The organism is Streptomyces sp. NPDC059567 (genome assembly GCF_042735655.1).
Lineage (GTDB): Bacteria > Actinomycetota > Actinomycetes > Streptomycetales > Streptomycetaceae > Streptomyces.
Genome location: NZ_JBHWBS010000001.1, coordinates 94,997 through 121,948, shown reverse-complemented (window position 1 = coordinate 121,948; position 26,952 = coordinate 94,997). Strand labels below are relative to the sequence as shown.

Sequence of the window (26,952 nt, the reverse complement as noted above, 5' to 3'; positions counted from 1 at the left end):
CGCCGATGCTGCCGATCGACGCGGCGGCGCACAGCAGTCGCTGGCGCCGCCGTCACCCCTGCGAGAAAGCCGTGCTCGGGTTCGGTCTGACGCTGTGCGCGGTCTGTCTGCCGCCCTGGCCGGGCGCCGTGCTCGTCGCGGCGGCCACGCTCGCCGTGCTTCTCGGCCCCGCCGGGGTGCCGGGGCGTCAGCTGTGGCGGGCGTTCCGGATCCCCCTGGGATTCTGTGTGACGGGCGCGATCCCGCTCCTGTTCGAGGTCGGCGGAGCGCGGGGGATCGTCGCCCTCGCGCCGGACGGTCCGGTGCATGCGGGCGAGTTGCTGCTGCGGACCTCGGCTGCCTCGCTGGGCGTGCTGCTGTTCGCGTTCACCACACCCGTCTCGGACGTGCTGCCACGTCTCGTACGGGCGGGGGTTCCGGCGCCCGTGGTGGACGTGGCGCTGGTGATGTACCGGATCAGCTTCCTGCTGCTGGACGCGATATCCAAGATCCGACAGGCGCAGGCGGCCCGGCTCGGGCTCACCACCCGGGCGGCGACCTGGCGCTCGCTCGCGGGGCTCGGCGCGACCGCGTTCGTCCGCGCCTTCGACCGGGCGCAGCGCCTGCAGACCGGGCTCGCCGGGCGGGGGTACGACGGGACCCTGCGGGTGCTGGTGCCCCAGGCCGCGGTCTCGGCCCGATTCCTCGCGTCGACGGCCGGTCTCCTGGCCTGTCTCGTCGCGCTCTCTCTCGTCCTGGAAAGGTCCCTGCCGTGAGCCCTGCGCCGCCTGTCGTGGAACTGGTGAAGGCCACGTTCGCCTACGAGGACGGGCCGGTCGTCCTCGACGGCATCGACTTCGCCGTGCCGGAGGGCCGGGCGATGGCTCTCCTCGGCCGCAACGGCGGCGGCAAGACGACGCTGCTGCGGCTGCTCAGCGGGGGTCTGCGCGGCAGCGCCGGCACGCTCCGGCTGGACGGCGAGGACGTGTCGTACGACCGGAAGGGGCTGACCCGGCTGCGGACGACCGTGCAGTTGGTCGTCCAGGACCCGGACGACCAGCTCTTCGCGGCCTCGGTCGGGCAGGACGTGTCGTTCGGGCCGATGAATCTGGGGCTTCCGGAGGATGAGGTACGACTCCGGGTCCGCGAGGCGCTGGAGGCGCTGGACATCGTGGCCCTGGAGGACCGGCCGACCCATCTGCTCTCGTACGGGCAGCGGAAGCGGGCGGCGATCGCGGGCGCCGTGGCGATGCGGCCGCGGGTCCTCATCATGGACGAGCCGACGGCCGGTCTCGACCCGCACGGGCAGGAGCGCCTTCTTGAGGTGCTCGGGCGGTTGCGGGACTCCGGTACGACGGTGGTCATGGCGACGCACGACGTCGATCTGGCGCTGCGCTGGGCGGACGAGGCCGCCGTGCTCTCGCCCGAGGGGCTGCGGACGGGCCCGATCGAGGAGCTGCTCGCCGACGACGAGCTCCTCGACGCGGCGCGCCTGCGTCGCCCGTGGGGCATGGCGGTGACGCGGCTGCTGCGCGCGCACGGCCTGCTCGCCGCGGACGCGGAGGGTCCGCGCACGGCGGAGGACCTGGACAGCTGGGTGACCGCACCGCGAGGCGCGTGAGGCACAGGAGGCATCCGAGACACCGAACGGAGCTGGGGGCCCGAGACGCCTGATGCACCCGCGTCCCCAAGGCACCTCGTGCACCTGGGCGCCCTGAAGCGCAAGGCATACGACGCGCCGTGCGCACCTGGGCGCCCACGGCGCTTGAAGCACCACGACGGCCCCCTGGCGGATCCCCGCCAGGGGGTCGTGGTGCGCAACGTCGCGCAGATCACCCTCCCCCGCTTATGCAACTTGTTGCACAAGCCCCCTCGGGTCGTCTACAACAGTCACGACGACACTGCGCGAGGAGGCGCCCCCATGACCACCCCGTACCCGCACCTGCTGAGCCCGCTCGACCTCGGGTTCACCACCCTGCCGAACCGGGTGCTCATGGGTTCCATGCACGTAGGCCTCGAGGAGACCGAGAACGGCTTCGAGCGCATGGCCGCGTTCTACGCCGAGCGCGCCCGCGGCGGCGTCGGGCTGATCGTGACCGGCGGCATCGCCCCGAACGAGGCCGGTCGCCCCTGGGACGGCGGCGCCAAGCTCAGCACCGATGACGAGGTGGCCGAGCACAAGCTCATCACCGAGGCCGTGCACGCCGAGGGCGGCCGGATCGCGATGCAGATCCTCCACTTCGGCCGGTACGCCTACCACCCCGCGCTCGTCGCACCCAGCGCGATCCAGGCGCCGATCAGCCCCTTCGTCCCCAACGAGCTCACCGACGCCGAGGTCGAGCAGACCGTCGAGGACTACGCCCGCTGCGCCGAGCTGGCCAAGGCCGCCGGGTACGACGGCGTCGAGGTCATGGGCTCCGAGGGCTACCTGATCAACGAGTTCATCGCGGCCGCCACCAACCAGCGCACGGACCGCTGGGGCGGCAGCTACGAGAACCGGGTCCGCTTCCCGCTGGAGATCGTCCGGCGCATCCGCGAGCGGGTCGGCGAGGACTTCATCGTCATCTACCGCCTCTCGATGCTCGACCTGGTCCCGGGCGGTTCCACGCTGGAGGAGGTCGTCGCCCTCGCCAAGGAGATCGAGGCCGCCGGCGCCACCATCATCAACACCGGCATCGGCTGGCACGAGGCCCGCATCCCCACCATCGCCACCTCGGTGCCGCGCGGCGCGTACACCTGGGTGACCAAGAAGCTGATGGGCGCGGTGAGCATCCCGCTCGTCACCAGCAACCGCATCAACACCCCCGAGGTCGCCGAGCAGATCCTCGCCGAGGGCCGCGCGGACATCGTCTCCATGGCCCGCCCCTTCCTGGCCGACCCCGAGTTCGTCGCCAAGGCCGCCGCCGACCGCGCGGACACCATCAACACCTGCATCGGCTGCAACCAGGCCTGCCTGGACCACACATTCAGCCTGAAGATCACCTCCTGTCTGGTGAACCCGCGCGCCTGCCACGAGACCGAACTGGTCCTCTCCCCCACGCGGCTCGCCAAGCGGATCGCGGTCGTCGGCGCGGGCCCGGCCGGACTCGCGTTCTCCGTCTCCGCCGCCGAACGCGGCCACTCCGTCACCCTGTTCGACGCCGCGAGCGAGATCGGCGGCCAGCTGAACATCGCCAAGCGGGTGCCGGGCAAGGAGGAGTTCGACGAGACGCTCCGCTACTTCCGTACCCAGCTCGACGAGCGCGGCGTCGAGGTCCGGCTGAACACCCCCGTCGCCGCCGGCGACCTCGACGGCTACGACGAGGTGGTCGTCGCCACCGGCGTCACCCCGCGCACCCCGGCGATCGAGGGCATCGACCACCCCAGCGTCGTCAACTACCTCGACGTCCTGCGGGACGGCGCGCCGGTCGGCGAGCGGGTCGCGATCATCGGAGCCGGCGGCATCGGCTTCGACGTCGCCGAGTTCCTCACCGACGGCGGCGAGGGCGCGAGCCAGGACGCCGAGACGTACTTCAAGCAGTGGGGCGTCGACACCTCGTACGAGACGCGGGGCGGACTGCGCGCCCCCGAGCGGCCGAAGCCGCCGCGCCAGGTCCACCTGCTCCAGCGCAAGACCACGAAGGTCGGCGCCGGACTGGGCAAGACCACCGGCTGGATCCACCGCGCCGAGATGAAGCACCGGGGCGTCACGATGGTCGCGGGCGCGTCGTACGAGCGGATCGACGACGAGGGCCTGCACCTCACGATCGACGGCGAGCCGCAGACCGTCCCGGTCGACACGATCGTCCTGTGCACCGGCCAGGAGCCGCGCCGGGGCCTCTACGAGGAGCTGATCGCCGCGGGCCGCACCGCGCACCTCATCGGCGGCGCCGACGTGGCCGCCGAGCTGGACGCCAAGCGCGCCATCGACCAGGGCACGCGGCTGGCGGCCACCCTGTGATCACCGTGGCCGGCCACTCCTAGGATGCGTGCATGTCCCTCCCGCACGCGATCCTGACCGCGCTGCTCGAGAAGCCGTCCTCCGGCCTCGAGCTGACGCGTCGCTTCGACAAGTCGATCGGCTACTTCTGGTCGGCCACGCATCAGCAGATCTATCGCGAGCTGGGCAAGCTGGAGCAGGCGGGGCACATCCGTGCCCTGCCCGCCCCGGTGCCCGCGCGTGGGCAGAAGAAGGAGTACGAGGTCCTGCCCGCGGGCCGCGAGGAGCTGACCGAGTGGGTGGCGCGGAGCGAGGACCCCAAGCCGATGCGGGCCGCTCTGCTGCTGCGGATGCGGGCGGCGGCGGTCGTCGGGGCGCCCGGTATGCGGGAGGAGCTGGGCCGCCATCTCGACCTGCACCGGAGCCAGTTGGAGGAGTACCTGGCGATCGAGGCGCGGGACTTCCCGCCCGCGCGCCGGGAGACCGAGCCGGATCGGCTGCGCCATCTGGTGCTGCGGGGCGGGATCGATCTGGAGCGGTTCTGGGTCGAGTGGCTGACGCATGCGCTCGATGAACTGGAGCGCTGAGGCGCGCGCTCGATGAGCCGGAGTGCCGGCCTCCGCTCCAGGTCGTCGGCCCGCGCCCGTCCTCCTACTCGGCGTCGCCGGCCAGCTGCGCCACGAGCTCCTTCTCGTCCTCCTCCGCGAGCGAGGTCTTGAGGACCGTGCCGCCGTATCCCTGCATGGCGGCGGCGAACTTCTCGTCGTCCATCTTCGACGCCATGATCACCACGGCGGAGGAACCGGGCTCGAGCAGGGACTGGACCTTCTCCCGGAAGCCCTTGTCGATGCCCATCTGGTTCAGCTTGCCGATCAGTCCCCCGATCGCGGCGCCCACCACGCCGAGCCCGGGCGTGAGGACGATCATGCCGAAGACCAGCCCCCAGAGCGCCCCCGCCGTGGCCGAGATGGCCGTCTTCTCGCTCTTCCTGGGCGTGTCGACATGAATCTCGCCCTCCAGGTCCACGGAGACGACCGCGAGTCCGCCGAGCGTGACCACGTGGGCCTTCTCCAGCTCCTGAACCGTCTTGAAGGCCTTGTTCGCGACCGAGCGCTCTTCGTAGCCGATGACGATGAGTTCTGACATCTGTGCCTCCGTGATCAGTAGCGCAGGACGCCGGCGATCCGGCCCGCGCCGGACAGGGTGTCGTCGGGTACGAAGCGCACTTCCGCCCCTGTCTGCAGGGCCTGCTCGACGATCTCGTCCACGATGTCGTCCCGCGAGTCGAGGTCGGCCGCCTCGGCCGGCTCCAGATGGTCGCCGTAGTCGCGGACGATCGCCTGGAAGTGCTCTTCCACCGCCAGCAGCCGGATACGGCCCTCCTTCGCGGCCTTCCACGCCTCGTCGAGACCACCGGCGAACTCGCGTCGGCCCTGTGCCGCGTCCAGTTCGGAGACGACCGCCGCCTTCTCCGCCGTCGCCTTGTCCGTACGCAGGGGCTCGAGCGCCTGCCACACCTGAGCGGCCGGACCGGCGGCCAGCCCGCCGCGCTGGACGATCGTCGTGTCCTTGCCGAGCGGACCGATCTCCTCCAGGAGGGACACCGCCGCGGCCTCACCGAGCACGTACAGCGGCCGCGGGGAGGAGCTGAGCACCCTGCGCAGCGCCTCGTGCGCCTGACGCATGAACTGGCGGGTCTGCTCGTCGCGGAAGGTGCTCGGCATGTCGCCGATGCGCTCCTTGCGCTCCGCGTCCGGGTCCTCCAGGCTCCGCGTCAGCGGGAAGCCGTCCTCGGTGTGTTCGGTGACGTGCTCGGCGTCGCCGTTCCACAGCGACACCCGGTCGGCGGCCACGGCGAGCGCCCAGAAGGGCTGCTCGGCCGCGTGGGCGGCGACGAGGTTGCGGGTGAGGAAGGTGTCGGCGATCACGACGCGCTCGGGCACGGAGCGGGCCACGGACCAGACCTGGTGTTCCCCGGGCGCCGCGTAGATCACGAGACCGTCCTCGGCGTGGACGAGGTCCACCTCCGCGAGGGCCTGCTCCAGCTGGCTCAGCACGTCCGTACGCCGCTCGCGGGTCACCGCTGGGTCCGCCTGGAGCAGCTCCCCGGCCTGGGCCAGGAGGTTGCGGAGCCGGACGGGATCCTGGGTGTTGTCGGGCTCGCGGCGGTGTGTCGGCATGAGCAGGGACACGGCCGGATAGGGACGGGGCTGACGCAGTTTCGCGAGCACGTCGCTGCTGAGCGCGGGTTGCATGGAAGCCGACCTTTCGGAGTGCTTGGGCGCAAGGCCGTGGCAGGTCACGGCGGTGCCGGAGGCCGGCCGGCCGGTCGGCCGGCCGCACTTCGGTGCGCGCCTGGGCCGCGGAGACGTCGGGGGACTCCTCCGTCCGGCCATCGTCGCCCGGAGTCCGGCCGACCGCGAGCGGAGCACCTCATCCGGGGAGGGGCACTGCCCTTCCCGATCGCGCCCCCTGCCGGGTCGCGGCGCCGCCGGAAGCGACGATCGGGGGCTCGGGCGGGCCCGCCACGGGTGGCCGGTCCGGGCGACAGCCCGGGTTCGCTCCGACCCGAGCACCCGGCCGTACGCCCCCGCCGCCGCCGCCCCGCTCACTCCCCCGCCGCCGCCCTCCGCCAGGCCGCGTCGCGGAGGAGGCGTAGGCCGTTGAGGCCCACCAGGACCGTGGAGCCCTCGTGGCCTGCCACGCCGAGCGGCAGCGGGAGGTGGCCGGCCAGGTCCCAGATCACCAGGGCGCCGATGCAGGTGCCCGCGATCACCAGGTTCTGGACCACCAGTCGGCGGGCGCGGCGCGAGAGGGCCAGGACCGCGGGGACCGTCGCGAGCTCGTCGCGCACGACGACCGCGTCGGCGGTCTCCAGAGCCAGGTCGGATCCGGCCCGGCCCATGGCGATGCCGCTGTGGGCGGCGGCCAGGGCGGGCGCGTCGTTGACGCCGTCGCCGACCACCAGGACCTTCGAACCGGCCCGCTCCCACTCGCGTACGGCGTCGACCTTGTCCTGCGGCAGGAGCCCCGCCCGTACGTCGGTGATCCCCGTCTGCTCGGCGATCCGGCCCGCCGCCCCGGCGTTGTCGCCGGTCAGGAGGGTGGGGGTGGTACCGGTGAGGCGGGTGAGGGCGGCCACCGCCTCGGGGGCGCCGTCGCGGAGCCGGTCGGAGAGTTCGAGGACGGCGACCCGGGTGCCGTCGACGACGACCTCGACGGTGGTGTCGGCATGGTCGCCGTCCGCGCGCCGGACGCGTACCTCGCGGCCCTCGACCACGGCCCGTACGCCCTCACCGGGTACCGAGACGAAGTCGCTCGCCTCGGGGACGGTCAGGGCGCGGGCGCGTGCCGCGGCGACCACCGCGCGGGCCAGGGGGTGTTCGCTGGGCAGCTCGGCCGCGGCGGCCAGGGCGAGCGCCTCCGGGTCCCCCTCGACGCGGGTCACCCGGGGCGTGCCCTCGGTCAGGGTGCCGGTCTTGTCGAGCGCGACCCGGTCGACCGCGCCCAGGCGTTCCATCACGACGGCCGATTTGACCAGGACGCCATGACGGCCGGCGGTGGCGATCGCGGAGAGCAGCGGCGGCATGGTGGCGAGGACGACCGCGCAGGGCGAGGCCACGATCATGAAGGTCATGGCGCGGAGCAGCGCGCTGGTGAAGTCGGCACCGAGCGCGAGCGGGATCGTGAAGAGCGCCAGGGTGGCGACGACGACGCCGACGGAGTAGCGCTGCTCGATCTTCTCGATGAAGAGCTGGGTGGGCGCCTTGGTGGCACTGGCCTCCTCGACGAGGGCGACGATCCGGGCGATGACGGAGTCGGCCGCGTCCTTGTCCACCCGTACGCGCAGGGCTCCGGTTCCGTTGAGGGTGCCGGCGAAGACCTCGTCGCCGGGCGACTTGGCGGCGGGCAGCGACTCCCCGGTGATGGTCGCCTGGTCGACGTCGCTGGCGCCGTCGAGCACCGTGCCGTCGGCGGGCAGCCGCTCCCCCGGCCGTACGAGAACGGTGTCGCCGATCCGCAGGTCGGCCACGTCCACCGGCTCCTCGGCCCCGCCCGTCAGCCTTACCGCCTTCGCGGGCGCCAGGTCGAGCAGGCCGCGTACGGAGTCGGCGGTGCGGCGGGTGGCGAGGGCTTCCAGGGCGCCGGAGACGGCGAAGATGACGATGAGGAGGCCACCGTCGAGGTACTGGCCGATCGCCGCCGCGCCGATCGCCGCGACCACCATGAGCAGGTCGACGTCGAGGGACTTCTCGCGCAGCGCCTGGAGCCCCGCCCAGCCGGGCTCCCAGCCCCCGGCGGCGTAGCTGACCGCGTAGAGCGGCCCCCAGGCCCAGGCGGGGGCGCCGGTCAGGTCCAGCGGCAGGGCGAGGAGGAAGGCGAGGGCGGACAGCGCGGCCCAGCGGACCTCGGGCAGGGCGGACGCGCGCGTGCGGCGGGAAGGCGGCGGGGCCTTGTCCGCGGCGGCGGTCCGGGCGTCGAGCACCGGGGAAGCCATGGGTGGGCACCTCTTCGATCGGGACGTCGGGGCGGAGGCCCTCACCATAGCGGAACACATGAAGAGGTCTTCATTCGTCAGTTTATCGCCGCCGCTACGATGAGCGCATGGGACACGGCGTGAACGGCGAGACGACCCCGGCAACCCACCTGGACGCGGAGTCCGCGGCCACCATCGCCGCCACCCTCCAGGCCCTCGCGACGCCCTCGCGACTGATGATCCTCACCAAGCTGCGCCAGGGTCCGTGCGGAGTGACCGAACTCGCCGAGGCCGTCGACATGGAGCAGTCGGCCGTCTCCCACCAGCTGCGCCTGCTCCGCGCGTTGGGCCTCGTCACCGGGGTACGACAGGGCCGGCGAATCGAGTACAGCCTCTACGACAACCATGTCGCCCAACTCCTCGACGAAGCCGTGTACCACATCGAGCATCTGCGCCTCGGCGCACGCGACGTGCCCCGCGAGACCGTGGATACTGCTCAGTAGGAGATCCACTTCGGGGAAGGGGCGGGGATGGCCGACGAGTTGGGGCACCGCGGGACACGTCACGCGGTGGTCATCGGGGGGAGTCTCGCGGGCCTGCTGGCGGCGCGGGTGCTCAGCGAGCACGCGGAGAGGGTGACGGTCGTCGAGCGCGACCGCTTCCCCGAGGGACCGGACGCCCGGCCGGGTGTACCGCAGAGCCGCCACACGCATGTGCTGGTCGAGGGTGGACAGCACGCGCTGGACGAGCTGTTGCCGGGGTTCATGAAGGAACTCGGCGAGCTCGGCGCACCTCTCGTGGGCATGCCCGAGGACATGGTGCAGTGGCAGAACGGCCGGTGGATCCGGCGGATGCCCGCCACGTCCACCATCTCCTCGGGCCCCCGCTCGCAGCTCGAATGGCTGGTACGCCGACGGGTTCTCGCCGATCCGCGGATCGAGGCCGTCGAGGGGGCCGAGACGGTCGGTCTGATCGGCGACTCCTCGCGGGTCCGAGGGGTGCTGTTGCGCGACCGTGGCGCGGGCGCATCCAAGGAGACCCGATCCCTGGAGGCCGATCTGGTCGTGGACGCCTCGGGCCGTGGCACGGGCGCCGCCGACTGGCTGGCCGCGATCGGCGCCGAGCCGCCGCACGAGGAGACGATCGACACGGGGCTCGCGTACTCCACCCGTGTCTACCGGGGTCCGCGGGACAGCACCTCGGACACCTCGGACGCGCGCGCCTACTACATCCTTCCCAACCCCGGGCAGGTGTACGGCGGTGGCGTGCTGCCGCTCGGCGGCGGCCGGTACGTGGTGACGCTGTCCGGGCTGCGGGGCGACGAACCGCCCACGGACGAGGCCGCGTTCGAGGAGTACGCACTCCGGCTGCCGCACCCGCTCATCGGCGAGTGGCTGGCGAAGGCGGAGCCGGAGTCCGCCGTCTTCGGCTTCCGCAAGACGGCCAACATCCGTCGCCGGTACGACCTTCCGGGCCGCCGCCCGGCCGGCTTCCTCGCCACCGGCGACGCGCTGTGCGCCTTCAATCCGATCTACGGCCAGGGCATGGCGGTCGCCGCGATGAACGCGGTCGCGTTGCGCCGGGCACTGAGCCGTCCGAAGCGGACGGCGACCACCCGGGCTGTGCAGAAGGCGCTGATCGACTCCTCGAAGCAGGCCTGGGAGATCTCGACGGGCGCGGACAAGACGATGCCGGGAGCCACCGGCAACGCGACGGGCGTACGCGCGCTGGACAAGCCGGTGGGCTGGTACATGAGCCGACTGCAGCAGCGGTACGCGGGGGATCCGGTCGTGGGCGCGGCGTTCCGTTCCGTACTGAGCCTGACGTCGCCGATGACGTCGCTGTTCGCACCCGCGGTGGCGCGGGCGGTGCTCTTCGCCCCCGCCCCGGAGACGCCGGCGGAGCCGCCGATGCGACGCGAGGCGTAGGGCGTACGACGACGGTGTCCGGGGCGCCGACGGCGGCGCTCCGGGGGCGCGGGCGGGCGTCAGATCCCCGGCGCCGCCGTGACCACGCCGGCGGCGATCGCCGCGCTCAGTGCCGCGTAGTCGTCGGCGTTCTGGCCCGCGTACCGGATCGCGAAGTCGGCGATCGACCGGTCGAAGACGTCCGAGGAGCCGAGGTAGGCGGCTATGGCGATGCGGTCGCCGGAGCGCGCGTGGGCGCGGGCCAGGGCTCGGCCACAGAGGCCCGCGTACGCGCGGAGCATCGACGGGGACATGGTCTCCACCTCGGCCGAGCCCTTCATGTCGCGCAACTGGCGCCAGTAGAAGTGGCGCTTCTCGGGTCCGGTCATCCAGCCGAGGAAGATGTCGCTCGCGGCCTGCGTGAGTCGCTGCCCGGAGACGACCCGCTGCCCCTGATGCGTGTACGCGCTCGGCGAGAGGTACGGCTCCAGGACCGAGCGGCCGGCCTCCTTGATCTGGAGGATCAACGGGTCGCCGTCGTCGCGGCCTTGGAGGAGGAGAATGAAGCAGCGGGTTCCGACACTGCCGACGCCGACGACCTTGCGAGCCGCCTCGACGTAGTGGAACCGGTCCAGGAGCAGTCGGCGCTCCTCGGAGAGGGTGCTGCGGTAGTCGCTGAAGATCTTGCCGAGGGTGACCCGGTCCATGTCCGTGACGCGTTCGAGCAGTGGCGGGTCGTCGACGATGTGGCGGCCACCGCTCGCGTCCTCCTCGGTGAGCTTGGTGAGCGCCTGGAGGCTGGTGCGGCGGCGGGCGCGGGCGAGGCGGTTCTCGAGCCGCGCGCGGCGTTCGGGGCGGACGAGGGCGGTCAGGTCGTCGGCGTCGATCCGGGCGTACCAGACGGGGAGCTCTCCGAGTTCCGCGAGGCGTCCCATGGCGATGCGGTACGACTCGGTGGCGACGAGGGCCGCCCGGTGGGCCTTGGCCTTGGTGGTGCCGTTCTGCAGCGCGGCCACGGCGACGCTGGCGGCGAGCCGCTTCACATCCCATTCGAACGGGCCGGGGAGGGTCTCGTCGAAGTCGTTGACGTCGAAGAGAAGCGTCCGTTCGGGTGAGGCGTAGACGCCGAAGTTGAGCAGATGGGCGTCGCCACAGAGCTGGACCGTGAGGCCGGTGTGGCGCTGGGCGGCGAGGTCCGCGGCCATGACGGCGGCGGCGCCGCGCAGGAAGGCGAAGGGCGACACGACCATGCGGCCGTACCGGATGGGGACCAGCTCGGGCACGCGGTCCACGGCCTGCCGCTCCAGCACGGTCAGCGGGTCAGGGCGCTGCGAGGAGGGGATCCAACGGCCGTGTGAGGACCGTGGCACGCTTTTGCGGGCCGCTCTGCCGGCCTGGGCCCGCGCCGCCGGTGTCGTCATCCGGCCTCACCCGCCTCTTCCACAGCGCCTACCGGTCGAGACTCATTACAAGGTCAGACGGCGCCGCGCGCACCCCGAGCGGCCCCGATTTCGGCCACTCCCCCCGACCCCCCTTCCTTAATGGTTTAGACCAATGATAGGAATTGATCACCCACGCGGTTCAGACTGTCACGCTGAGCAGTCACGCTCAGGAGCAGTCACCCGAGCAGTCACGCTGAGCAAAGAGAGGCTTGGAACATGGCTGAGCCCGAACCCGAGCAGACGGCGGTCCCGCTCTACCTCCGGGTCGCCGCCGCGCTGCGGAGCGACCTCGACGGCCGGCAGATCTCCCCCGGCAGCCGCCTCCCGTCCGAGCGCTCCCTCGCGCACCGCTACCACGTGAACCGGCAGACGGTCCGCAGCGCGCTCCAACTGCTGCGCGAGGAACGGCTCGTCGTCACCGACCGCCGCGGCACCTTCGCCGCCGGCCCCGAACACTGGCCGCGGGTACCGGCCCTGACGGCACGCCGGCAGTGCTTCCCCGGTGGCACGGAGGCCGCTGACGCCCTGGTGCGCGCCTCGATCTCCTGGGAGGCGCCGCCGGCCGCGACGGCCGGGCGGCTCGCACTCGTCCCCGGCGAACCCACCCTCGTCCACCGGCATGTCGTCCTCTCTCCCGGCGGCACACCCCTGCAGCGTTCGGTGTCCTGGTTCTCCCGGCCAGCGCTCGCCGAGATACCCCAGCTCGCCCGCTATCGGCGGGGCGGCAACACCGTGCCCCAGCCCGATCTGCGGCTGCTCTACCACTGGATGCACCAGGCCGGACTCCGCCTCACCCGCCGGGAGTCGATCGCCGTGCCCCCGGCCTCCGCCACGGGCGTCGGGGACGGCACGGCCCGGCTGGTCGTCCACCGGGTGGTGTGCGACCAGCACGGGCACGCGCTGGAGATCACGGACATCGACTTCGCGGCCCACGGGGCGGCGTGGACCTATGAGTTCAGCGGCTGACGATCCGACTGAATCCCCGTCCGCTCCGAACATAACCGTGACCTACGGGACTTACACGATGCCCTCCGCGATCTCCGCCTCCTCACGCGCACTTCCGTACGCCGAGGGAGTGCCGTACGAGCGGCGGGCCACGTACCACCAGACACTGGCGAGCAGGAGGACGACGGCGAGCGCGATGACCGCGTAGTTCATGGAGTCGATGGTCACCGGGGACTTCTGCGGCAGGCAGAACAGCACGGTGACCACGGCCACCCAGATCACGGCGATCCACCCGATGGGGGCGCTCCAGCGGCCCAGGCTCCACGGGCCCGGAGTGAACCGCTTGCCCGCCCGCAGCCGCAGATAGATCGGAATGGCATAGGCGGGGGTGATGCCGATGACGTTGATGGCGGTGACGGCGCCGTAGGCGGTGGCGGAGTAGAGCGACGGCACGGCCAGGAGCGCGGCGAAGCCGACCGCGAGCCAGACGGCCGGCACAGGGGTCTGCGTACGGCTGCTGACCTTGCGCCAGAGAGCGGATCCGGGCAGGGCGTTGTCGCGACTGAAGGCGAAGACCATCCGGCTGGCGGCGGCCACCTCGGCGTTGCCGCAGAAGAGCTGGGCCACGATCACCACCAGCAGCAGGACGGTGGCGCCACCGGAACCGAGCGCGTCGAGCAGGATCTGGGCGGGCGGGACTCCGGTGGCGCTGTTCTGCGTGCCCGCGTAGTCCTGGATGGCGAAGGTCAGCCCGGCGAGCAGTGCGAAGCCCGCGATCCACGAGACCCAGATGGCGCGGACGATGCCCTTGGCCGCGCTGACCGAGGCGTTGGAGGTCTCCTCCGAAAGATGGGCGGAAGCGTCGTAGCCGGAGAAGGTGTACTGGGCGAGGAGCAGGCCGACGGCGGCGACGTAGAAGGGATTCGCCCAGCCCGTGTCGTTGACGAACTCGGTGAAGACGAACTCGGCGGACTGGTGGCGGTCGGGGATGAACGCCAGGGCGCCGACGATCACGGCCACGCCGGTGAGGTGCCACCACACGCTGATGGAGTTCAGCACGCTGACGAGCCGTACTCCGAAGAGGTTGAGCACGGCGTGCAGCAGCAGGATCGCGAGGAAGATCAGGAAGGTGGAGCCCGCCGTGGGCACGATGCCCCACTGGAGGTTGAGGAAGGCTCCGGTGAAGAGGGCGGCGCCGTAGTCGATTCCGGCGATCGCACCGAGCAGACCGAGCAGATTCAGCCAGCCGGTGTACCAGCCCCAGCGCCGGCCGCCGAGCCGGTCGGCCATGTAGTAGAGGGCGCCGGAGGTCGGGTAGGCGCTGGTGACCTCGGCGAGCGCGAGGCCGACGCACAGCACGAAGAGCCCGACGCCCGCCCAGCCCCACATCATGACGGCGGGGCCGCCGGTGCTGAGACCGAATCCGTAGAGCGTCATGCAGCCGGACAGGATGGAGATCACGGAGAAGCTGATGGCGAAGTTGCCGAAGCCGCCCATGCGGCGCGCGAGCACGGGCTGGTAGCCGAGCTCGCGGAGCCGTGCCTCCTCGTCCTGCGCGGCCGGGGGCCTGCGTATCTCGTCGGCGGGGACGGTGCGGGACATGCCGGTACCTCCGGGAAGGGGCGGGCGGGCGAACTGGGGAGCCGAGCGGGGTGCTGCGGCCATGGGGCGAGGGCGGTGCTCGGGGTGGTGCCGGGGCGTCGCGAGGACGTCGTGCATGCGGGGGTCAGGGGTCGAGACAGCGTGCGCGGGCGCGTACGAAGACCTCTTCGGCGAGCGCCCGGTCATCGGGCCGTGGAGTGCGGTACGCCCAGGGCAGGACCGTCCAGTACGGCCCGAGGGCCTCGAACACGCGGGCCGCGTCGGTGAAGCGGAGGGCACCGAAGAGGGCGTGGGCGAGGTGGTTGAGGTCCAGGAGGGACGCCTCGGCGGTGGCGCAGAAGAGGAACCAGGAGTCCAGGGCGCGGCGGGCGTCACGGACGGCGTCCTCGGCGACCCAGTGCAGGTCGAGGGCGTGCTCCTGGCCGCGCTCGCGCCGGTAGCGCTCCACCCGGACGTAGAGCGGGAGCGCGTGCAGGGCGGAGCCTGTCGGGGCCGAACCGGCGGCCCACTGTGCGTAGTTGACCGCCTCGGAGAGCGGTCCGGACCGTCGCCCGTAGAAGAACTGCAGCATTCGGTGGTGCGCCTCGCGGTTCTGCGGGTCGCGCTTCTCGGCCTCGGCGAGGAGTCCCCAGGGGCCGGGCGGCAGCATGGGCGCCGGCGGGCGCAGGCGGTGTTCCTCCATGCGCTGGCGCTCGTCGAGCGCGGCGAGGGCGAGCAGGCACACCCAGGGGACGGGGTCGTCGGGCGCCTGTTCGGCGGCGTCGCGGCAGGCGGTCCAGGCCTCCTGCCAGAGGGCGCGGGTGCGGGGGTGGCCGCCGCGGTGGGCACGTACGGCCCGCTCCACGGCGACCCGGGTGTGCATCACGGTCGCGGAGACGCTGTCCGGCTGTTCCGCCCGCCAGATCCGCACGACGTCGGTACCGGCGGCGACGGCGGCGAGCACCTGGGTGCGCCGGGTCCAGCCGTCCCATCCGGGTGTCTCGTCGAGCAATCGGGCCATGGACACCCAGCGGCCGGTCCGCAGATCCTGGACGGCGTGGCGCAGGGCGTGGTCGTGGCCCGCCGGATGGTAGACGGGCCGGAAGCCGTGTCCTGCCTTCACGGAGCGGGGCGTGCGGTGGGAGACATGGGTCCTCGGTGGGTCCTCGGTGGGCGGCGGGGGTGGTCAGTCCCCGGGTGGGTGTCCCGGCCGTTGATCGGCGATCACTATAGAGGCGCGTGGACGAGCACGATCCACTTTCACTTCTGACCGTAACTATCCAGCCACTGAACGAATTTGAAGATCCCTCACATATCTATGACGAGCTGACGCCGGGGCCGCGAACCGCTTGACGGGAGGGCCCGCGTGCACCAGTCTGTCCGCTTCCGCGATCAAGAACCGAAGGCGCTTCGGGGACGGGAGTACGACGATGACGGGCCCGGTACTCGCCGTCGACCAGGGCACTTCCGGGACGAAGGCGCTGGTCGTCTGCCCGGAGCGGGGCGTGATCGGTTCCGGAACGGCGCCCGTGCGGCCGCGCCATCTGCCGGGCGGCCTGGTCGAGGTCGATCCGGCCGAGCTGTACGACTCCGTCGTCGCCGCGGGCCGGGCCGCGCTCGCCGAGGCGGACACCCCGGTCGCGGCGGTCGGCCTGGCCAACCAGGGCGAGACCGTTCTCGCCTGGGACCCGGCGACGGGCGACCCGCTCACCGACGCGCTCGTCTGGCAGGACCGCAGGGCCGAGAGCCTCTGTACTGAACTCTCAAATCACGCCGACGAGTTGAGGCAGTGGACCGGGCTGCCGCTCGACCCCTATTTCGCCGCCCCCAAGATGGCCTGGATCCGTCGGCACCTCACGGGCGCGGGCGTCGTCACGACGAGCGACGCCTGGCTCGTGCACCGCCTCACGGGCGCGTTCGTCACCGACGCCGCGACGGCCGGGCGCACCGGTCTGCTCGATCTGGACAGCGTGTCGTGGTCCGCTCCCGCCCTCGACGTCTTCGGGCTGGGTGCCGAGCGCCTGCCACGTGTGGTCGACGCCGACACCCGGGTGGGCGTCACCACCGCGTTCGGGCCGCCGCTCCCCCTGACCGGGCTCCTCGTGGACCAGCAGGCGGCCCTCCTCGCCCAGAGCGTCACGGAACCCGGCGCGGCCAAGTGCACCTATGGAACAGGGGCGTTCCTGCTGGCGCAGACCGGGCCGTCGCCGCGCCACGGCGACTCGGGGCTCGTGAGCTGTGTGGCCTGGCGGCTCGCCGGGCGGACGAGCTACTGCCTGGACGGCCAGGTGTACACGGCCGCCTCCGCCGTACGGTGGCTGACCGACCTCGGGGTGCTCTCGGGCGCCGCGGACCTCGACACCGTGGGCGGCACGGTGCCGGACTCCGGAGGCGTCACCTTCGTACCGGCCCTCGCCGGGCTCGCCGCCCCTTGGTGGCGCGGCGACGTACGCGGCTCGCTGCACGGCCTCGGCCTGGACACGACCGGCGGGCACCTGGTGCGTGCCCTGTGCGAGGGGATCGCCGCGCAGGTCGTGGAGCTGGCCGGCGCGGCCGGCGCCGACCTCGGGGCACCGCTGACCGCACTGCGCGTGGACGGCGGGCTGACCCGCTCCGCCCTGCTGATGCAGACCCAGGCCGATCTCCTCCAACTTCCGGTCGAGGTCTCGGCATTGCCGGACGCCACGGCGCTCGGTGTCGGCGCGGTGGCGCGGCTCGGTCTCGACCCCGGCCTCACCGTCGAGGAGGCCGTCCCGGCGTGGAAGCCGTCGGCCGTCTACGAGCCCGCCATCACGAGCGCCGAGGCGGCGGAACGCCTCGGCCGGTTCCGCACGGCCGTGACGGCGCTCCTCGACGACGCCCCCGGATCGTCACGGTGATGGCGGCGGGGCGGCTGGGCGGCGGCGCGGGGGCGCCGGCGGGGGACTCGGGGGGCTGGACGAGGGCGGGAGAGCCATCCCGCCCCTCCGGCGTCGTCACCCGAAGAGGAGCGCTGCCGGACACCTCCGCACCGGGCTCGGAGTACGACGTCGTGGTGGTCGGCGCCGGGGTGGTGGGCTGTGCGATCGCCCGCGAACTCGCCCGCCGGCCGCTGCGGGTCGCGCTCGTCGAGGCGTCCGGCGATGTCGGCGAGGGCACGTCCAAGGCCAACACCGCGATCCTGCACACCGGTTTCGACGCCGTACCCGGCTCGCTGGAGGCTGGACTCGTACGGGACGGACAGCGTCGGCTCGCCGACTACGCCCACGAGACGGGCATCCCCGTCGAGCCGCTCGGCGCCCTGCTCGTCGCCTGGGACGAGGACCAGCTGGCCGCGCTCCCCCGCCTCGCGGACAAGGCGGCCCGCAATGGCCACCGCACCACGCGGCTGCTGACCGCCGGAGAACTGTCCGCCCGCGAACCACACCTGGGACCCGGGGCGCTCGGCGCGCTCGACGTCCCCGGCGAGTCGATCATCTGCCCCTGGACGACCACACTCGCGTACGCCACCCAGGCCGTCCGCTCCGGCGTCGATCTGCATCTCGACTGCCGTGTGGAGAAAGCCGATCCAGGCGAGCCGCACCGGCTGGTCACCCCGCGCGGCGTGCTGCGCGGCCGGTACGTCGTCAACGTCTGCGGTCTGTACGCGGACCGGTTCGACGCCCTGTTCGGCCGCGACGACTTCACGGTCACGCCGAGGCGCGGTCAGCTGATCGTCTTCGACAAGTTCGCGCGCTCCTTGGTCCGGCACATCCTCCTCCCCGTCCCGGGTGCGCTCGGGAAGGGCGTCCTGGTCGCACCGACGGTGTACGGAAACGTGCTGCTCGGCCCGACGGCCGAGGACCTGGACGACAAGTCGGCCACCGGGTCCACGGCCGACGGCCTGGCGGCGCTGCGCGCCCAGGGCCGCCGAATCCTCCCGGACCTTCTCGACGAGGAGGTCACGGCCGTCTACGCCGGGCTGCGGGCGGCGACCGAGCACGACGACTACCGGATCGCCGCTCACCCTGGTCTGCGCTATGTCACGGTGGGAGGCATCCGGTCCACCGGCCTGACCGCGTCCCTGGGTATCGCCGCGCACGTGGTGGGCCTCCTCGCCGACAGCGGACTGTCCCTGGGGGCCGAGCGTCCGCTCGCCCCGGTGCGGATGCCGAACCTGGGCGAGGCGTTCCCGCGCCCGTACCGTGACGCCGAACTCATCGCCACCGAACCGGAGTTCGGCTCCATCGTGTGCTACTGCGAGCGGGTCACACGGGGAGAGATCCGGGCCGCCCTCGCCTCGACGATCCCGCCGGTCTCGCTCGACGGACTGCGGCGGCGGACGCGTGCGCGCGGCGGCCGGTGCCAGGGGTTCTCCTGCGGAGCGACGGTCCGCGCGATGTTCGAGGAGGCGGAATCCCCGTGATCGGAGCGGTGAACCGTACGGTGGACGTGCTCGTCGTCGGCGCGGGGCCCGCCGGACTCGCGGCTGCGGCCCGGCTCGCGGCGGCGACGCCCCCGGGCCGGGGCTCAGGCCGGGGCGCGGGTTCGGGCCGGGGCGCGGGCGCGGGCTCCGCGGGCCGGTTTCGGATCGAGGTCCTGGAGCGGGAGCAGGAGGCCGGTGGAGTGCCTCGCCACTGCGCCCACGGTGGTTTCGGCCTGACCGGGCCGGGTCGCCCCACCGACGGGCCGGGATACGCGCGCCGGATGGCGCGGGCGGCGGTGGTGGCCGGGGCCACGGTCCGTACCGGGGTCTTTGTGACCGGCTGGGCGGGCCCGCTCACCGTGGAGGTCACAGCCCCGACCGGGCTGGAGCGGATCACCGCGCGGGCCGTGGTCCTGGCGACCGGCGCCCGCGAACGTCCGCGCAGCGCACGCCTGGTGCCGGGAGCGCGACCGGCCGGGGTGCTGACGACCGGCGAGCTCCAGCAGTCCGTGCATCTGTACGGGGTACGCCGTGAGCGGCTCGGGCGGCGGGCCGTCGTCATCGGCGCGGAACCGGTGGCCCACCACGCCGTACGGGCGCTGCGTCGGGGCGGTGCGGATGTCGTGGCCATGGTCACCGAAGAGCCGCGCGTACCACGGCGGTTCACGGCAGCGCCCCTCCCTCCGCTGGTGACGGGCGCTGTGGTGACGGAGTTGCTGGGCCGGCGGAGGCTCACCGGCGTCCGCCTGAGCCGTCCCGACGGACGGAGCGTCACGATCGGATGCGACACGGTCGTCTTCACCGGGGACTGGATCCCCGACCACGAACTCGCCCGCGCCGGGGCGGTGCCGCTGGACCCCGGTACGCGGGGGCCCGCGGTGGACGGCTCCTTCCGTACCGGATCGGCCGGCGTCTTCGCGGCGGGCAACGTGCTGCGCGGGGTCGAATCGGCAGGCGCGGCGGCGGCCGAGGGGCGCGGGGCGGCGGACGCCGTACTCCGGTACCTGTCGGGGGAAGCGTGGCCGCTGTCGGCGGTTCCGGTGGTCGCGGACGGCCCTGTCGGGTGGGTGGCGCCGAACCGGATCACCGCCGCGGGGGTCGGTCGTCCGCTTCTGCTGCGCGTGAGGGAGCCACGGGTGCGCCCGGTCGTGGAGGTCGCGCAGGACGGCCGGATCCTCCACCGCGTGAGGCTCCTGGGCACGGCATGGCCGCACCGTTCCGTACGGCTGCCCGCCGCGTGGGCGCGCCGGGTGGACCCGGCGGGCGGCCCGGTGACGGTCCGGATCGACCCGTAGACGCCACTGGCCTGGGCCATTGGCGAATGTCCGGCACCGTTGACCACCGGCCGCCACATGGTCATGCTCATGGCGGAATCGGCGGAGGTCCCGTCCGCTTCCGACACGGAGGTGTCATGGCCCGGCGCATGGTCAGATCCCTGCTCTCGATGGTCCTGTTGGTGGTCGCCGCACTCGCGGGGACGGTCGCCACATCCGGTACGGCCCATGCCGACGAGTGCTACACCTGGGGCCGCACCCTGTCCTCGGGCATGTCCGGCGCGGACGTGACACAGCTGCAGATCCGGGTCGCCGGATATCCCGGCTACGGCGCCGTGCTGACGGTCGACGGCGACTACGGCCCCGCCACCAAGGCCGCGGTGACCCGCTTCCAGCAGGCGTACGGACTCTCCGCCGACGGCGTCGCCGGTCCCGCGACCTTCTCGAAGCTGTACGCGCTCCAGGACGCCGACTGCACGCCGATCCACTTCACCTACGCCGAACTCAACAAGTGCAACGGCGACTTCTCCGGCGGCGCCGTCACGGCGGCCACCGCGAGGTCGAACGCCCTGCGCGCGATGTGGAAGCTGGAGGCGTTGCGCCACGCGCTCGGCGACGTGCCGATCTCGGTGAGCAGCGGATTCCGCTCGCACGCCTGCAACTCGGCGGTCGGCGGGGCGTCGGACAGCCGGCATCTGTACGGCGACGGCATCGACCTCACGGGCTCGCCCTCCCTGTGCACGCTGGCCAAGCAGGCGCGCAACCACGGCTTCAACGGGATCCTCGGCCCCGGCTACCCGGGCCACGGCGACCACGCACATGTGGACACCCGTGCCTCCCGGTTCTGGTCGGCGAGCAGCTGCGGCATCTGACGCGTTCCGCCACACTGGACGCCATGGCGGACAAGCGCAGTGCCGGGCTCCTTCTCTTCCGCAGGACGGCGGACGGTGACGTCGAGGTGCTGATCGGCCATATGGGCGGGCCCTTTTGGTCCTCGAAGGACGTGTCGGCCTGGTCGATCCCCAAGGGCGAGTACGGCCCCGAGGAGACACCGGAGGCCGCCGCGCGCCGCGAGTTCGAGGAGGAGCTCGGCCTGCCGGCCCCGGACGGCGAGCGGCTCGCGCTCGGCGAGGCGCGGCAGCCGAACGGCAAGACGGTCACGATCTGGGCGGTCGAGTCCGACCTCGACCCGACCCGGATCGTGCCGGGCACCTTCACGATGGAGTGGCCCCGCGGCTCGGGCACTCAGCGAGAGTTCCCCGAAATCGACCGGGTCAGCTGGTTCACCCCTGAGGCCGCCGCTCCGCTTCTCGTGTCGGGCCAGCGGGTCTTCCTCGAGCGGCTCGCCACGGCGCTGGACGGACGCGGCGAGCCCTGAGACGGCACCTGTGGACCGTCACACAGCGGCGCCGGTGTGCGGTGCGTCGGGTTCCGGTTCCGGCAGGGGTTCGGAGAGCTGCTCGCGCAGGTAGTTCCAGATCACGGAGATCAACGCGGCCACGGGCACGGCGAGCAGGCTGCCCACGATGCCTGCCAGACTGCCGCCCAGCGTCACCGCCAGCAGGACCACTGCCGCATGGAGACCGAGTCCACGGCTCTGGATCATGGGCTGGAAGACGTTCCCCTCGAGCTGCTGCACGACGACGATGATCCCCAGCACGATCAGCGCGTCGGTCGGTCCGTTGGACACCAGGGCGATCAGCACCGCGACCAGGCCGGCGAAGAGCGCACCCACGATCGGCACGAACGCGGACACGAACGTCAGCACGGCCAGCGGGAGGACCAGCGGCACGTCCAGGATCCACAGTCCGAGGCCGATGAAGACGGCGTCGAGCAGGCCCACGAACGCCTGTGACCGTACGAACGTGCCCAGAGTGTCCCAGCCGCGCTCGGCGACGATCGGAACGTCGACGGCGAGACGGCCGGGGAGCTGTCGGGTGAGCCACGGCAGGAAGCGCGGGCCGTCCTTGAGGAAGAAGAACATCAGGAAGAGCGCCAGGACGGCGGTCACGATGCCGTTGAACACGGTGCCGACGCCCGTGGCGACGGTGGTCACCACGCTGCCGACGCTGTCCTGGACGCGGGCCATCGCCGAGTCGAACGCGCCCGAGATCTGGGCGTCGCCGATGTTCAGCGGCGGCCCGGCGGCCCACTCCCGCAGTTTCTGGATGCCTTCGACCACGCCGTCGGCCAGCTCGCCGGACTGGGAGGCCACCGGCACCGCGATCAGCGCCAGGACGCCCGTGACGGCCAGGAGGAACAGGACGGTCACGACCGCCGCGGCCAGTGCGGGGGGCCACCCGTGCCGGCGCAGGAAGCGCGCGAGGGGCCAGGTGAGGGTCGTGAGGAACAGACCCACTATGAGCGGCCAGACGACCGGCCACATGCGGCCCACGATCCAGAGGCTCACGGCGGCCATCACGAGGACCAGCAGCGACTCCGCGGAGACTCGTGCCGCGGTGCGAAGCGCGGCGGCGGCTTTGGTGGAACTCAACGTGGCAGACATGGGGTCACCCTATTGATGCCGCGGCCACGTCTCGGCACCGCTCCCCGCTCCATGATCGGGCGGGTGCCCACGACGGACGCGCTCGGACGTCAGGGCGGCGGATCCTCGGGCGGGAGTTCGAACGACCCGGGCCGCGGCTCCAACTGGGCCACCATCTCCGCGAACCGGATGCACACCCGTTTGATCTCGTCATGCGTGTTGTTGCGTTCGGTGATCACGACCGCGAGCAGGAGAGCCGTCAGCGCCGTCGTGCCGTTGAAGGCCTGGAGCGTGACCATGGTGGAGAAGAGATCCCCGCCCGCGAACGGACCCTTCTCTCCGGTGGCGGCCAGAATCGCCAGCGTCGAGACCACGAGCGCGCAGGGCGCCGCGCCGGCCAGCTGGAAGCGGAACGCCGCCCAGATCAGGAGGGGAGAGACGAGGAAGAGCAGCGCCGAGTCCGTCGTGCGCGTGGCCAGGAGCGTCACGAAGACCGTGCCGAATGCCAGCGCCCCCGCCTCCAGCCAGCGCGCGGGCCGGGCCCGCACCGGCCACCGGGCCCTGCGCAGCACGAGCAGGAAGGGTGTCACGACGAGGATCCCCATCGCGTCACCGGTCCACCACACCGACCATGTGGACCAGAAGTCGCCCGCGTCCTCGGCTCCGGAGAGGACCAGTACGCCGCTGCCGATGGTCGAACTGATCAGCATGCCGGCGAGGGCGCCGAGGAAGATCAGCGCCAGCACGTCCCGCAAGCGGTCCAGTTCATTCCTGAATCCGGCTTTCCGCAGCATCAGGAAGGCACAGACCGGTGCCAGGGTGTTGCCTACGGTGATGACCAGGACCGCGACCGCCGAGGGGCCGAGGAACACGTTCGCCAGACACGCGCCGAGGGCGATGCCCGGCCAGACGCGCAGCCCCATGAGGAGCAGCGCGGCCAGCGCGACGCCGGTCGGCGGCCACAGGGGGGTGACCTGGTCGCGTACGAGTTGCTGGAGCAGCCCGATCCGGGCAGCTCCGTAGTAGACGGCGGCGACGGCAAGCACGCGCAGGGCGGTAGACCCGTAGCGACTCATCTCCGCACCGCGCACGACAGCAGTCTGCACGCGCATCGCGGTCCCTGCGACTTCGGCGACGGACCCGTGGTCAGACCGGCTCCTGGGGTGGGACCGGCTCCTGGGGGCCTTCGTAGCGCACGACGAGGACCGCGGCGTCATCCCGGTGTCCGGTCTGATCGGCCACTTTGACGACGGCGGAGGCCAGTATGTCGGGGTCGGCGTCGAACCCCGCGCGCACCAGATTGGCCACCTCGGCCAGGCCGGACTCCATCGGGTAGTGGGGCCCCTCCACCACTCCGTCGGTGACCAGCACCAGGACCCCCGCCTCTCTCAGACGTCGGTGGGTCACCGGATACCGCTCGCCCTGCACGATGCCCAACGGCGGCCCGCCGCTGTCGAGCGCGATCCCCCACTGGCCCGCTGCCGTGGCCCAGATCATCGGGACATGGCCTGCCCGGGAGACCGTCAGATCGCGGGTGACAGGGTCGAAACGCAGGAAACAGCAGGTCGCGAACCGGCCACACCCCATGGCGATCAGCAGATCGTTGGTCCGCCCCAGCACCTCTCGGGTGTCGCTCGTCGACTCGGCGATGGCGCGCAGGCTGGTTCGCACCTGCCCCATGAAGGCGATCGCCTCCACATCGTGGCCCTGCACGTCGCCGATCGCGAGCCCCAGGGACCCGTCGCTCATCACGAAGACGTCGTACCAGTCACCGCCCACGTCCAGCCCGTCCCGCGAGGGCGTGTATCTGGCCGCGAAACGCAGCCCCGGCACCTCCGGCAGTCCCGGCGGAAGCATGTGACGCTGCAATGCCATGGCCAGCTCGACCCTGGCCCGCTGGAACTTGATCCGCTCCAGGGCCTGATCGACGAGCTGCCCGAGTGCCACCAGAAGTTGCTGCGCATTGTCGGGCGGCTCGGGATGGTGTCCGCGCATCACGGCTCCGGGTGTTCCACCGACTCCCGACTTCACCCTAGCCGCCGGTGCCCCAGGGCTCCACATGGGCCTGCTCCGCGGCACGACCGTCCAGGTCACCGAGGGTGACCATCGGGGGCCTGCCCGGGCCGTCCTGGAGCACGGCGCCGGTGTCCGACATCCCGAGCGGTGTCGCCTGCGTCCTCATTGTCAGACCCGTAGGAGAGGGTGGAAGCGTCCAACCTGTCGAGAGGGAGCCCGACATGACCACGTTCTCCGTCCGCGAGCGCGCCGCCGCTCAGGCGTACCTTCGTCTGCTGGAGTCCACCCAGGCGGTCCTGACCGATCCGCGTCTGGAGCCGTACGCGGCGGCGATGCTCACACACCCCTTGGCCGAGGCCGACGAGGCCCTGAGGGCCGCGGGGCTGTCGGGCAACGAGGCGCATCTCCTGCGCCTCGTCTCGGCTCTGCGCGCCTCCCCCGCGCCGGACCGCGGCCGGACGGGGTGAGGGGCGTGACGGGTCACCCGAGGCGCACCGGGAGGGCGCGGACGCTGTTGCCGACGAAGCCGGCGTGGCGGGGGAGGTCCTCGTCGTCGGCGGCGAGGTCCAGGGTGGGGAAGCGGGTGAAGAGTGCTTCCAGGGCGATCGTCGCCTCCATACGGGCGAGCGGGGCGCCCAGACAGTAGTGGGGGCCGTGGCCCAGGGAGAGGTGCTTGGCGGCGGGGACGCGGGTGACGTCGAAGTGCGCCGCGTCCGGGCCGTGGGCCTTGGTGTCACGGCCTGCCGCCGAGTAGGCCGCGAGGACCGGGGTGCCCTTCGGGATCACCGTGCCGTCGACGGTCAGGTCGCGGGTGGGGTAGCGGAACGGGAAGTAGCTGACCGGGCTGTCCCAGCGCAGGGTCTCCTCGACGACGTCGGACCAGTCGGCGCCTCCCTCGGTGACGTGGGCGAGTTGGTCGCGGTGCGCGCACAGCGCGCGGACGGCGTTGGTGAGGAGGTTCAGCGTGGTCTCGTGGCCGGCGATGATCAACAGTACGAGAGTGCCGATGAGTTCGGGCTGGCTGAGCCGGTCGCCGCCCTCGTCGCGGGCGGCGATCAGGGCGCTGGTGAGATCGTCGCCGGGGTGGCGGGCGCGGTCGTCCGCGATGGCGGTGAGGACTTCCAGGAGCTCCCGGTTGGCGGCCATGGCCTGCTCGGGGCCGATGTCGGTGGCGACGACCTGGTTGGAGAGGTGGTGCAGCCTGTCCTGGTACTCCTCGTCCACTCCGAGGAGTTCGCAGATGACGCCGAGGGGCAGCGGAAGGGCGAAGTGACGGCGCAGGTCGGCGACGCCGTCGCCGGCGTCGGCGGCCTCGGCGAGCCGGTCGAGGAGTCCGGCGGTGACCGACGCGACCCGGGGGCGCAGCGCCTCGACCCGGCGGGCGGTGAACGCCTTGCTCACCAGGGAACGCAGCCGGCGGTGGTCGGCGTCGTCGGAGGTGGTCATGCCCTGGACGGTGGCGAACGTCCGCAGCGGCCAGCCGTCGGATATGCGGCCTTCGGTGAGGGCGGTGAAGTGCTGCGCGCTCTTGGCGACTTCGGGGTGCGAGAGAAAGTCACGCAGGGCCTCGTGGCCCAGTACGGCCATGCCCTCGACGCCTCCGGGCAGCTCCACGGGGGTCACGGCGCCCTGGGCGAGGAGCCGGGCGTTGGCCGCGTGGGGGCAGCCGCCGGCGGGGTCGAGGCGGTACGGCGAGGCGTTCAACGGGCACTCCTGACGGCGAGGGCGGAATCGATGCGGCTCGCGAGCGGTCAGATCCTACGGTCAACCCGCGTCGGAACGTGACGAGTTGGTCACCCCTTGGCGCGGAGGCGGTGGGCCGCGACCCGCTCGCGGGAGGCGCAGGTGGCGGAGCAGTACCGCTGCGCACTGCCGGGGCCGGTGCCCGGGTAGAGCGTGGCGCACCGGGCGGAAGCGCATTCGCCCCAGGTGATCCGGCCGTGCTCGGTGAGGACCTGGGCGAGTGCGAGGGCGCCGGCCGCGAGGAACCAGTCGGCCCAGCCGGCGTCGTCGCCCCGGCCGACGTGCAGGTGCCAGGGGTGTCCGTCGTGGCGGGAGAGCCGGGGCGGGCCCGCGTGCGCGGCGAGCAGGGCGTTGAGCTCCTCGGCGGCGCGGTCGGGGTCCGTCTCGGTGAGGACGCCGGTGATACGGACGACGGCGGTGCGGAGTTCGTCGGCGTCGCGCGCCGAGAAGGCGGTCGCGGTGAGGTCCCGCGCGTCCTCCCCGTGGTGTGCGAGCAGCTCGGCGAGGGCTCCGCGGGGCAGGTCCGGCGCGGCGCGTACGGCGTTGGCGATGTCGAACAGCCGCTGGACGGGCCGGAATCCCTGGCCGGAATCATTCACGGGGGCCCCTCCACCTTTCGTGGGTGCTGGAGTGTGGGGGTTTAGGTTAGAGGGGGGGGGGGGGGTGTGTGGGTGGTGTGTGTGGCGGTGGGGATGCGGTATAGACCCGTAATAGGGGTCACCGTGCATATCGGGGGGGGGTGGGGGTCGCGGCCGCGTATCGTGTTGTTTACGACATTCGAGAACGACTCGTACGTGTAC

The 26,952-nt window shown here is 72.3% G+C and carries 25 protein-coding genes; 13 read left to right on the top strand and 12 right to left on the bottom strand.

The annotated features are described in order from the left end of the window. Positions 1-5: 5 nt before the first annotated feature. From cbiQ to ACFVZW_RS00465, 4 genes are all read left to right on the top strand, one after another. On the top strand, positions 6-755 hold the full coding sequence (gene cbiQ, locus ACFVZW_RS00480; protein WP_384514557.1) for a cobalt ECF transporter T component CbiQ: 750 nt from the start codon (positions 6-8) through the stop codon (positions 753-755). Next, positions 752-1,600, top strand: a complete 849-nt coding sequence (locus ACFVZW_RS00475; protein WP_384514554.1) for an energy-coupling factor ABC transporter ATP-binding protein — start codon at positions 752-754, stop codon at positions 1,598-1,600. Before cbiQ ends, ACFVZW_RS00475 begins: the two co-directional genes overlap by 4 nt. A 300-nt stretch (positions 1,601-1,900) precedes the next feature. Beyond that, the gene (locus tag ACFVZW_RS00470; protein ID WP_384514551.1) at positions 1,901-3,919 is read left to right on the top strand and encodes an FAD-dependent oxidoreductase; all 2,019 of its coding nucleotides are present in this window, start codon (positions 1,901-1,903) and stop codon (positions 3,917-3,919) included. A 32-nt stretch (positions 3,920-3,951) separates the two neighbouring features. Further along, positions 3,952-4,485, top strand: coding sequence for a PadR family transcriptional regulator (locus tag ACFVZW_RS00465; RefSeq protein WP_384514548.1), 534 nt, complete (start codon positions 3,952-3,954; stop codon positions 4,483-4,485). A 64-nt stretch (positions 4,486-4,549) separates the two neighbouring features. Here the strand turns inward: ACFVZW_RS00465 and ACFVZW_RS00460 are convergent, their stop codons facing one another. The 3 genes from ACFVZW_RS00460 to ACFVZW_RS00450 all read right to left on the bottom strand — a co-directional run bounded on the left by ACFVZW_RS00460 (position 4,550) and on the right by ACFVZW_RS00450 (position 8,396). Next, positions 4,550-5,044 carry a DUF1269 domain-containing protein gene (locus ACFVZW_RS00460; RefSeq protein ID WP_384514545.1) on the bottom strand — a complete coding sequence of 165 codons (495 nt, stop codon included), beginning with the start codon at positions 5,042-5,044 and terminating at the stop codon, positions 4,550-4,552. A gap of 14 nt (positions 5,045-5,058) precedes the next feature. Continuing rightward, positions 5,059-6,153 carry a chemotaxis protein gene (locus ACFVZW_RS00455; protein WP_384514542.1) on the bottom strand — a complete coding sequence of 365 codons (1,095 nt, stop codon included), beginning with the start codon at positions 6,151-6,153 and terminating at the stop codon, positions 5,059-5,061. Positions 6,154-6,506: 353 nt separating this feature from the next. Continuing rightward, on the bottom strand, positions 6,507-8,396 hold the full coding sequence (locus tag ACFVZW_RS00450; RefSeq protein ID WP_384514539.1) for a heavy metal translocating P-type ATPase: 1,890 nt from the start codon (positions 8,394-8,396) through the stop codon (positions 6,507-6,509). A gap of 107 nt (positions 8,397-8,503) precedes the next feature. Between ACFVZW_RS00450 and ACFVZW_RS00445 the strand changes: the two genes are divergently transcribed. Next, a complete protein-coding gene (locus tag ACFVZW_RS00445) occupies positions 8,504-8,878 on the top strand; it encodes an ArsR/SmtB family transcription factor (protein WP_383560012.1) in 375 nt (124 codons plus the stop codon). Positions 8,879-8,905: 27 nt separating this feature from the next. Further along, on the top strand, positions 8,906-10,303 hold the full coding sequence (locus ACFVZW_RS00440) for an FAD-dependent oxidoreductase (RefSeq protein ID WP_384514536.1): 1,398 nt from the start codon (positions 8,906-8,908) through the stop codon (positions 10,301-10,303). A gap of 59 nt (positions 10,304-10,362) precedes the next feature. Here the strand turns inward: ACFVZW_RS00440 and ACFVZW_RS00435 are convergent, their stop codons facing one another. After that, positions 10,363-11,703, bottom strand: coding sequence for a DUF2252 domain-containing protein (locus ACFVZW_RS00435; protein WP_384514533.1), 1,341 nt, complete (start codon positions 11,701-11,703; stop codon positions 10,363-10,365). 237 nt (positions 11,704-11,940) lie between these two features. Here ACFVZW_RS00435 and ACFVZW_RS00430 point away from each other — a divergent pair, with 237 nt between their 5' ends. After that, entirely contained in the window at positions 11,941-12,690 is a 750-nt protein-coding gene (locus tag ACFVZW_RS00430) for a GntR family transcriptional regulator (RefSeq protein ID WP_384514530.1), read from the top strand. A 51-nt stretch (positions 12,691-12,741) separates the two neighbouring features. On the opposite strand, the gene ACFVZW_RS00425 is transcribed toward ACFVZW_RS00430, so the two are convergent. Further along, a complete protein-coding gene (locus tag ACFVZW_RS00425; RefSeq protein WP_384514528.1) occupies positions 12,742-14,271 on the bottom strand; it encodes an amino acid permease in 1,530 nt (509 codons plus the stop codon). A 124-nt stretch (positions 14,272-14,395) separates the two neighbouring features. Beyond that, positions 14,396-15,373 carry a hypothetical protein gene (locus tag ACFVZW_RS00420; protein WP_384514525.1) on the bottom strand — a complete coding sequence of 326 codons (978 nt, stop codon included), beginning with the start codon at positions 15,371-15,373 and terminating at the stop codon, positions 14,396-14,398. A gap of 307 nt (positions 15,374-15,680) precedes the next feature. On the opposite strand from ACFVZW_RS00420, the gene ACFVZW_RS00415 reads away from it, so the two are divergent. The 5 genes from ACFVZW_RS00415 to ACFVZW_RS00395 all read left to right on the top strand — a co-directional run bounded on the left by ACFVZW_RS00415 (position 15,681) and on the right by ACFVZW_RS00395 (position 21,286). Beyond that, positions 15,681-17,129, top strand: coding sequence for an FGGY family carbohydrate kinase (locus ACFVZW_RS00415; protein WP_384514522.1), 1,449 nt, complete (start codon positions 15,681-15,683; stop codon positions 17,127-17,129). Then, positions 17,129-18,634, top strand: a complete 1,506-nt coding sequence (locus tag ACFVZW_RS00410; RefSeq protein ID WP_384514519.1) for an FAD-dependent oxidoreductase — start codon at positions 17,129-17,131, stop codon at positions 18,632-18,634. The genes ACFVZW_RS00415 and ACFVZW_RS00410 overlap by 1 nt, the downstream gene beginning before the upstream one ends. Continuing rightward, positions 18,631-19,929, top strand: a complete 1,299-nt coding sequence (locus ACFVZW_RS00405; protein WP_384514516.1) for an FAD-dependent oxidoreductase — start codon at positions 18,631-18,633, stop codon at positions 19,927-19,929. The genes ACFVZW_RS00410 and ACFVZW_RS00405 overlap by 4 nt, the downstream gene beginning before the upstream one ends. A gap of 116 nt (positions 19,930-20,045) precedes the next feature. Further along, on the top strand, positions 20,046-20,780 hold the full coding sequence (locus ACFVZW_RS00400; RefSeq protein WP_384514513.1) for a D-Ala-D-Ala carboxypeptidase family metallohydrolase: 735 nt from the start codon (positions 20,046-20,048) through the stop codon (positions 20,778-20,780). Positions 20,781-20,803: 23 nt separating this feature from the next. Continuing rightward, a complete protein-coding gene (locus ACFVZW_RS00395) occupies positions 20,804-21,286 on the top strand; it encodes an NUDIX domain-containing protein (protein ID WP_384514510.1) in 483 nt (160 codons plus the stop codon). 18 nt (positions 21,287-21,304) lie between these two features. Here ACFVZW_RS00395 and ACFVZW_RS00390 read toward each other — a convergent pair whose 3' ends face one another. From ACFVZW_RS00390 to ACFVZW_RS00375, 4 genes are all read right to left on the bottom strand, one after another. Then, positions 21,305-22,414 (bottom strand): AI-2E family transporter, encoded by a 1,110-nt coding sequence (locus ACFVZW_RS00390; protein WP_384514507.1) that lies wholly within the window; start codon positions 22,412-22,414, stop codon positions 21,305-21,307. An 89-nt stretch (positions 22,415-22,503) separates the two neighbouring features. Further along, entirely contained in the window at positions 22,504-23,469 is a 966-nt protein-coding gene (locus ACFVZW_RS00385) for an MASE1 domain-containing protein (RefSeq protein WP_384515030.1), read from the bottom strand. A 70-nt stretch (positions 23,470-23,539) separates the two neighbouring features. Then, entirely contained in the window at positions 23,540-24,388 is an 849-nt protein-coding gene (locus ACFVZW_RS00380) for a PP2C family protein-serine/threonine phosphatase (RefSeq protein ID WP_384515027.1), read from the bottom strand. A 37-nt stretch (positions 24,389-24,425) separates the two neighbouring features. Continuing rightward, positions 24,426-24,575 carry a hypothetical protein gene (locus ACFVZW_RS00375; protein WP_384514504.1) on the bottom strand — a complete coding sequence of 50 codons (150 nt, stop codon included), beginning with the start codon at positions 24,573-24,575 and terminating at the stop codon, positions 24,426-24,428. A 55-nt stretch (positions 24,576-24,630) separates the two neighbouring features. Between ACFVZW_RS00375 and ACFVZW_RS00370 the strand changes: the two genes are divergently transcribed. Then, complete coding sequence (locus ACFVZW_RS00370; protein ID WP_384514502.1) at positions 24,631-24,876, top strand: hypothetical protein; 246 nt, start codon at positions 24,631-24,633, stop codon at positions 24,874-24,876. Between the two features lie 13 nt (positions 24,877-24,889). On the opposite strand, the gene ACFVZW_RS00365 is transcribed toward ACFVZW_RS00370, so the two are convergent. After that, positions 24,890-26,113 (bottom strand): cytochrome P450, encoded by a 1,224-nt coding sequence (locus ACFVZW_RS00365; protein WP_384514499.1) that lies wholly within the window; start codon positions 26,111-26,113, stop codon positions 24,890-24,892. 89 nt (positions 26,114-26,202) lie between these two features. Beyond that, positions 26,203-26,751, bottom strand: coding sequence for a CGNR zinc finger domain-containing protein (locus ACFVZW_RS00360; protein ID WP_384514496.1), 549 nt, complete (start codon positions 26,749-26,751; stop codon positions 26,203-26,205). Between the last annotated feature and the right edge of the window lie 201 nt (positions 26,752-26,952).